At 71.8% G+C, this 5,162-nt stretch carries 3 protein-coding genes and 1 pseudogene; all 4 read left to right on the top strand.

All coding sequences use genetic code 11. From position 1 onward, the window contains the following. Positions 1-81: pseudogene (locus tag IEZ12_RS37075) on the top strand (ATP-binding protein); the annotation flags it as partial. 321 nt (positions 82-402) lie between these two features. Next, positions 403-3,885 carry a sensor histidine kinase gene (locus IEZ12_RS37070; protein WP_229848708.1) on the top strand — a complete coding sequence of 1,161 codons (3,483 nt, stop codon included), beginning with the start codon at positions 403-405 and terminating at the stop codon, positions 3,883-3,885. 10 nt (positions 3,886-3,895) lie between these two features. Then, complete coding sequence (locus IEZ12_RS37065; RefSeq protein WP_014138208.1) at positions 3,896-4,309, top strand: roadblock/LC7 domain-containing protein; 414 nt, start codon at positions 3,896-3,898, stop codon at positions 4,307-4,309. Between the two features lie 167 nt (positions 4,310-4,476). Then, positions 4,477-5,127 (top strand): DUF742 domain-containing protein, encoded by a 651-nt coding sequence (locus tag IEZ12_RS37060; protein WP_083462666.1) that lies wholly within the window; start codon positions 4,477-4,479, stop codon positions 5,125-5,127. Positions 5,128-5,162: the final 35 nt, after the last annotated feature.

Below are 5,162 nucleotides of genomic sequence, written 5' to 3'. Positions count from 1 at the left end.
CTCGACGCCCGACGCCGGGACAGCGCCAAGAGCGCCCTCATCACCCTCGTCGAGCACGCCCTCCTCGCCCGCCTGCGGTGAGTGGCGGAAGGCCCGGCCGGGGGCGCGTGCCAAGGGTGGTTCGCGTCCCCCGGTAACAGTTCGAACAGACATTTACCGGGACTTTCTGACCGTACGTAGTCACCCGGTTCCGGTCCGCGCCACTGGCCTAGACCTTTGCGGAAGTTCCGCCGCAAATGTCCGCTTTCTGCCCCGGGCGTGCGGGTGGGGCAGCCGTTTGTCCGCTTCTCCGGCTCGTGTTGAATTCCAGCTACCCCGTAGTATCCGAGCGGGTCGCGGCCCGTCGGGGGGTAGCCGCCGGATTGATCCATGGCCGCCAGTCGGTCGAGAGGTTGTTGTCGAGTGAGGCGTAAGCAGCCAGTCACCCCGCAGCGGCGCTCCGAGCCCCGCCAGCAGGAACCGGTAAGCGGCCAGACCACCGGTCAGTTCTCCGCGTTCACCGCGGCCGAGGACCGCGGCGAGCCGCAGCGCACCGCCCCCGCCGCAGCCGGCGAGTCGGCCGAGCGGACCGGTGCCGGCAAGGAGGCCCCGCGCCGCGTCAGCAGCCGGGCCGACTTCCTTTCGCCGCTGAACTGGCGGGTGCCGACCCGCCTGGTGGCGATCCTGGTCATCCCCGTGGTGATCGCGCTGGTCTTCGGCGGCCTGCGCGTCAACACCTCGCTGGACGACTACACCAACGCCGACCACGCGGTGCGCGTCGCCAAGGTGGCGAGCGCCGCGACCAAGCTGGCCGACGCGTTGCAACAGGAGCGCGACGAGAGCCTGGTGCCGCTGCTCACCGGCCAGGGCGACCAGGGCGAGGTGAAGAAGCTCCGGGAGCGGACCGACCAGGCGCTGGCCGAGTACCGCGCCACCTTCGCCAAGGTCAAGGACGACCCGACGGTCGCCCGCCGCAACGCCCAGTTCGAGTCGATGGCGCTCTCGCTGGACCACCTGCGGCAGAACGCGTACAAGAAGGAACTGTTCGCGACCGCGACCGCCAACGCGTACTCGATGATCTTCGCGCCGCTGCTGGCGATGGACAACTCGGTCGGCTTCGGCTCCACCAACGTCACCTCCAAGGGCCGCGCCATCTACGCGATGTCGCTGGCCAAGGCGTCCGCCTCGACCCAGCGCGCGCTGATGCTGCACCTGCTGGTCGGCCTCGGCGTCGGCGGCGTGGACGTCCACCAGGGCCAGGACCTGATCCAGGGCCTGATGGTCGCCTCCAAGCTGGAGCAGACCGCCCGCGACGAGTTCAACACCGCCTCCAGCGACGAGGAGGTGAAGGTCTACTCGGACGCCGAGGTCGCCCAGGCCACCGCCGACCAGCGCCTGCCGCTGCGCATGCCGGACGGCCACACCATGCCCACCATGGGCGCGCTGCTGATGGTCGGCATGAGCTACGGCAACCAGCTGGCCACCGCCGCCTCCGACCGCGACGCCGCCGCCCGCATCATCAACGCGGCCGGCACCGACGGCCTGACCCGCCCGCTGTGGGACCAGGCCACCAAGAGCCACATGAGCGCGCTGCGCGCGGCCGAGGGCGAGCTGCTCGACCAGGTCGTCGCCGACGCCCAGGCCATCAAGGACCGGGCGTTCACCGACTGGGTGCTCAACTCGCTGATCGTGATCGCCTCGCTGGTGCTGGCCGGTCTGCTCACCGGCTACATCGCCCGCTCGATGATCCTCGGCATGCGGACCCTGAACACCGCCGCGCTGGACATCGCCAACCACCGTCTGCCGGAGCTGGTCGACAAGCTCTCCAAGACCGACCCGGAGCGGGTCGACACCGCGGTCACCCCGATCCCGCTGCACGGCAGGGACGAGATCGGCGAGGTCGCCCGCGCCTTCGACCAGGTCCACCAGCAGGCCGTCTCGCTGGCCGCCGAGCAGGCGCTGCTGCGGGGCAACGTCAACGCGATCTTCACCAACCTGTCGCGCCGCAGCCAGGGCCTGATCCAGCGCCAGCTGGCGCTGATCACCGACCTGGAGAACAACGAGGCCGACCCGGACCAGCTGGAGAACCTCTTCAAGCTGGACCACCTGGCCACCCGTATGCGCCGCAACGGCGAGAACCTCCTGGTCCTCGCGGGCGAGGAGCCCGGCCGCCGCTGGAACACGCCCGTCCCGCTGGTCGACGTGCTGCGCGCCGCCGCCTCCGAGGTGGAGCACTACGAGCGCATCGAACTGGCCGGCATCCCCGAGGCCGACGTGGTCGGCCCCGCCGTGACCGACCTCGTCCACCTGCTCGCCGAGCTGCTGGAGAACGCCACCACGTTCTCCTCCCCGCAGACCCGGGTGCTGGTCAACGCCACCGGCCTGCCGGACGGCCGGGTGCTGATCGAGATCCACGACAAGGGCATCGGCCTGACCGCCGAGGACTTCGCCGAGATCAACGAGAAGCTCGCCGAGCCGCCCACCGTGGACGCCACCATCTCCCGCCGCATGGGCCTGTTCGTGGTCGGCCGGCTGTCCCAGCGGCACGACATCCGCGTGCAGCTGCGCCCGTCGGGCGAATCGGCCGGCACCACCTCGCTGGTGATGCTGCCGCAGCAACTCACCCAGCTGGCCCGGATTCCCGAGCCGCAGGGCGAGGAGTTCACCGTCTCGCGGATCTTCGCCGAGCAGGAGCCCACTCCCGCCGAGTGGACCTTCGACGGCCCGGAGCGCACCGCCGCGGAGCTCGGCTTCGACGACCACCTGCCCGCCCCCGGCCTGCCCGCCGGCGGCAACGGCTTCTCCCCCGCGCTGGAGTCCATGCAGCGCTCGCAGCGCCTGGAGGAGCGCCGCCGGGCCGCCCTGGAGATCGGTCCCGGCGCCCCCGCCGGGGAGCCGATGGAGGCGGAGCTCCTGGAGTCGCCGTACGGCGCCGAGGAGCCCCTCGCCGAGAACGGCTACCAGGCCGCGTACGCCGACGACTACCGCCGTCCGGAGTCCGACCCCTTCACGGCCTCGTACGAGCCCCAGCAGGCCGCCCAGGACGCCGACTACGGCTACCAGGGTGCCGACTACGGCCACGACCCGTACCCGCCCGCCGAGCAGCGCTACCAGGACGACCCGTACGCGCCCGAGCAGTACCGGGCCCCGTACGCGCCGGCCGGCTACCAGGACGACCCCTTCCAGGGCGGGCAGCAGTACGGCGACGAGTACCAGCAGCCGTACGCCGCCGGGCAGTACGCCGAGGAGCAGTACCCGGAGGCGCAGTACGCCGACGGGTACCAGCAGGAGTACGGCTACGAGGAGCCCGCCGGGCACCCGTACCCGACCGAGGAGCTGCCGGCCCTGCCGCCGGCCGGCGGCAGGGCCGGCAGCGGGCTGCCGCAGCGCCGGCCCGGCCAGCAGCTGGCCGGCGCGGGCGGCGGGCAGTCGGCCGCCGAGAGCCCGAACTGGTTCACCGGTGCGAAGGACACCTCGGAGCCCGTCGAGTCGCGCGGCCACGACGTGTCGGCGCTCGGCGGCTACGGGCCGACCGGCCCGACCGCGGCGCCCAGCGAGTGGGAGTCCCCCAACGACGGCGACTGGCAGCGCGCGGAGAAGCTCCGCGAGCCCTCCAGCTCCGGAACGACCCCGTCGGGCCTGCCGCGCCGGGTGCCGCGGCAGAACCTGGTCCCGGGCAACGCCAAGCCCACCCCGCAGGAGGGCCCGCAGGTCTCCCGCGACCCGAACGAGGTCCGCGGCCGCCTGACCAACCTGCGCCGCGGCGTCGAGCAGGGCCGCCAGGCCGGCGGCGACTCCGGTACCACCGGCACTTTCCGCATCGACCCCGACCAGGGGGCGTACGGTGATGGACCGCACAACAGCAGCACCGATCTCTTCGGCGGCTCGAACCAGCAGGAGCGTTGAGTTGACCCAGATGAGCCAGGCCGCACAGAACCTGAACTGGCTGATCACCAACTTCGTGGACAACACCCCCGGGGTGTCCCACACGGTGGTGGTCTCCGCCGACGGTCTGCTGCTGTGCATGTCCGAGGGGTTCCCCCGGGACCGTGCCGACCAGCTCGCCGCCGTCGCGTCCGGACTGACCTCGCTGACCTCCGGCGCCAGCCGGATCTTCGAGGGCGGCGACGTGACCCAGACCGTGGTCGAGATGGAGCGGGGCTTCCTGTTCCTGATGGCGGTCAGCGACGGCTCCGCGCTCGCGGTGCTCGCCTCGCCGGACTCCGACATCGGCCTCGTCGGCTACGAGATGGCCCTGCTGGTGGACCGCGCCGGCGCGGTCCTGACGCCCGCTCTGCGGGCCGAACTCCAGGGCAGTCTCCTGCATTGACGGTTCGTCGGATACCGTCCTGGTATTCGAAAGACCTCATTGCCCGTCCCGAGGTCGCTTCGGCGGCCTCGGGACCGGGCGTTGTACGGCCTTCGCACCACCGGCCCCGGCGCTCCTCGGCGACGCGGCCAGCTACGCACCGCCGCACCCCTTTGAGGAGATGAACCGTGACACCGCCCGACCACAGTGGCCAGTTCGGCGTCCCGTACGCGGGCTCCGGCCACGACGCTTTCGGGACTCCCGGCGTCGGCCACGGTCAGCAGCAGCAGTACGCGCCGCAGTTCAACAACGGTGGCCAGTCGTACCTGCCCCCGCAGTCCGACCCGCGCTGGCACCAGCAGCCCGGCGGATACGGCCAGGCCTACCCCGGCCAGGAGGCGTTCCCGCACGACCCCGCCGACCTGCCGCACCGTTACGAACCTCCGCACGCCGAACATCCTTACGAGGACGACGAGTTCGACGAGTACGAGGACACCGAGCCGCTGATCCGCCCCTTCGCCATGACCGGCGGACGCACCCGGCCGCGCTACGAACTCGCCCTGGAAGCACTGGTCTCCGCGTCGGTCGACCCGGCCCGGATGGCCACCCTGCTGCCCGAGCACCAGCGGATCTGCTCGCTGTGCGCCTCCGACGTCAAGTCGGTGGCGGAGATCTCCGCCCTGCTCGGCCTCCCCCTGGGGGTGGCCCGCATTCTCGTGGCGGACCTGGCCGAGGCCGGCCTGGTCGCCATCCACCAGCCCGCAGCCGGCGGTGAATCCGGCAACCAGCCCGACGTCACGCTGCTCGAAAGGGTCCTCAGTGGACTTCGCAAGCTCTAACGCGGCCGCCCCCAGCCGCGCGACCACCTCCGCCA

It is taken from the genome of Kitasatospora griseola, assembly GCF_014648555.1.
Taxonomy (GTDB): domain Bacteria; phylum Actinomycetota; class Actinomycetes; order Streptomycetales; family Streptomycetaceae; genus Kitasatospora; species Kitasatospora griseola.
The sequence above is the reverse complement of the archived record's forward strand: the minus strand, read 5'-3'. Positions and strand labels throughout refer to the sequence as shown.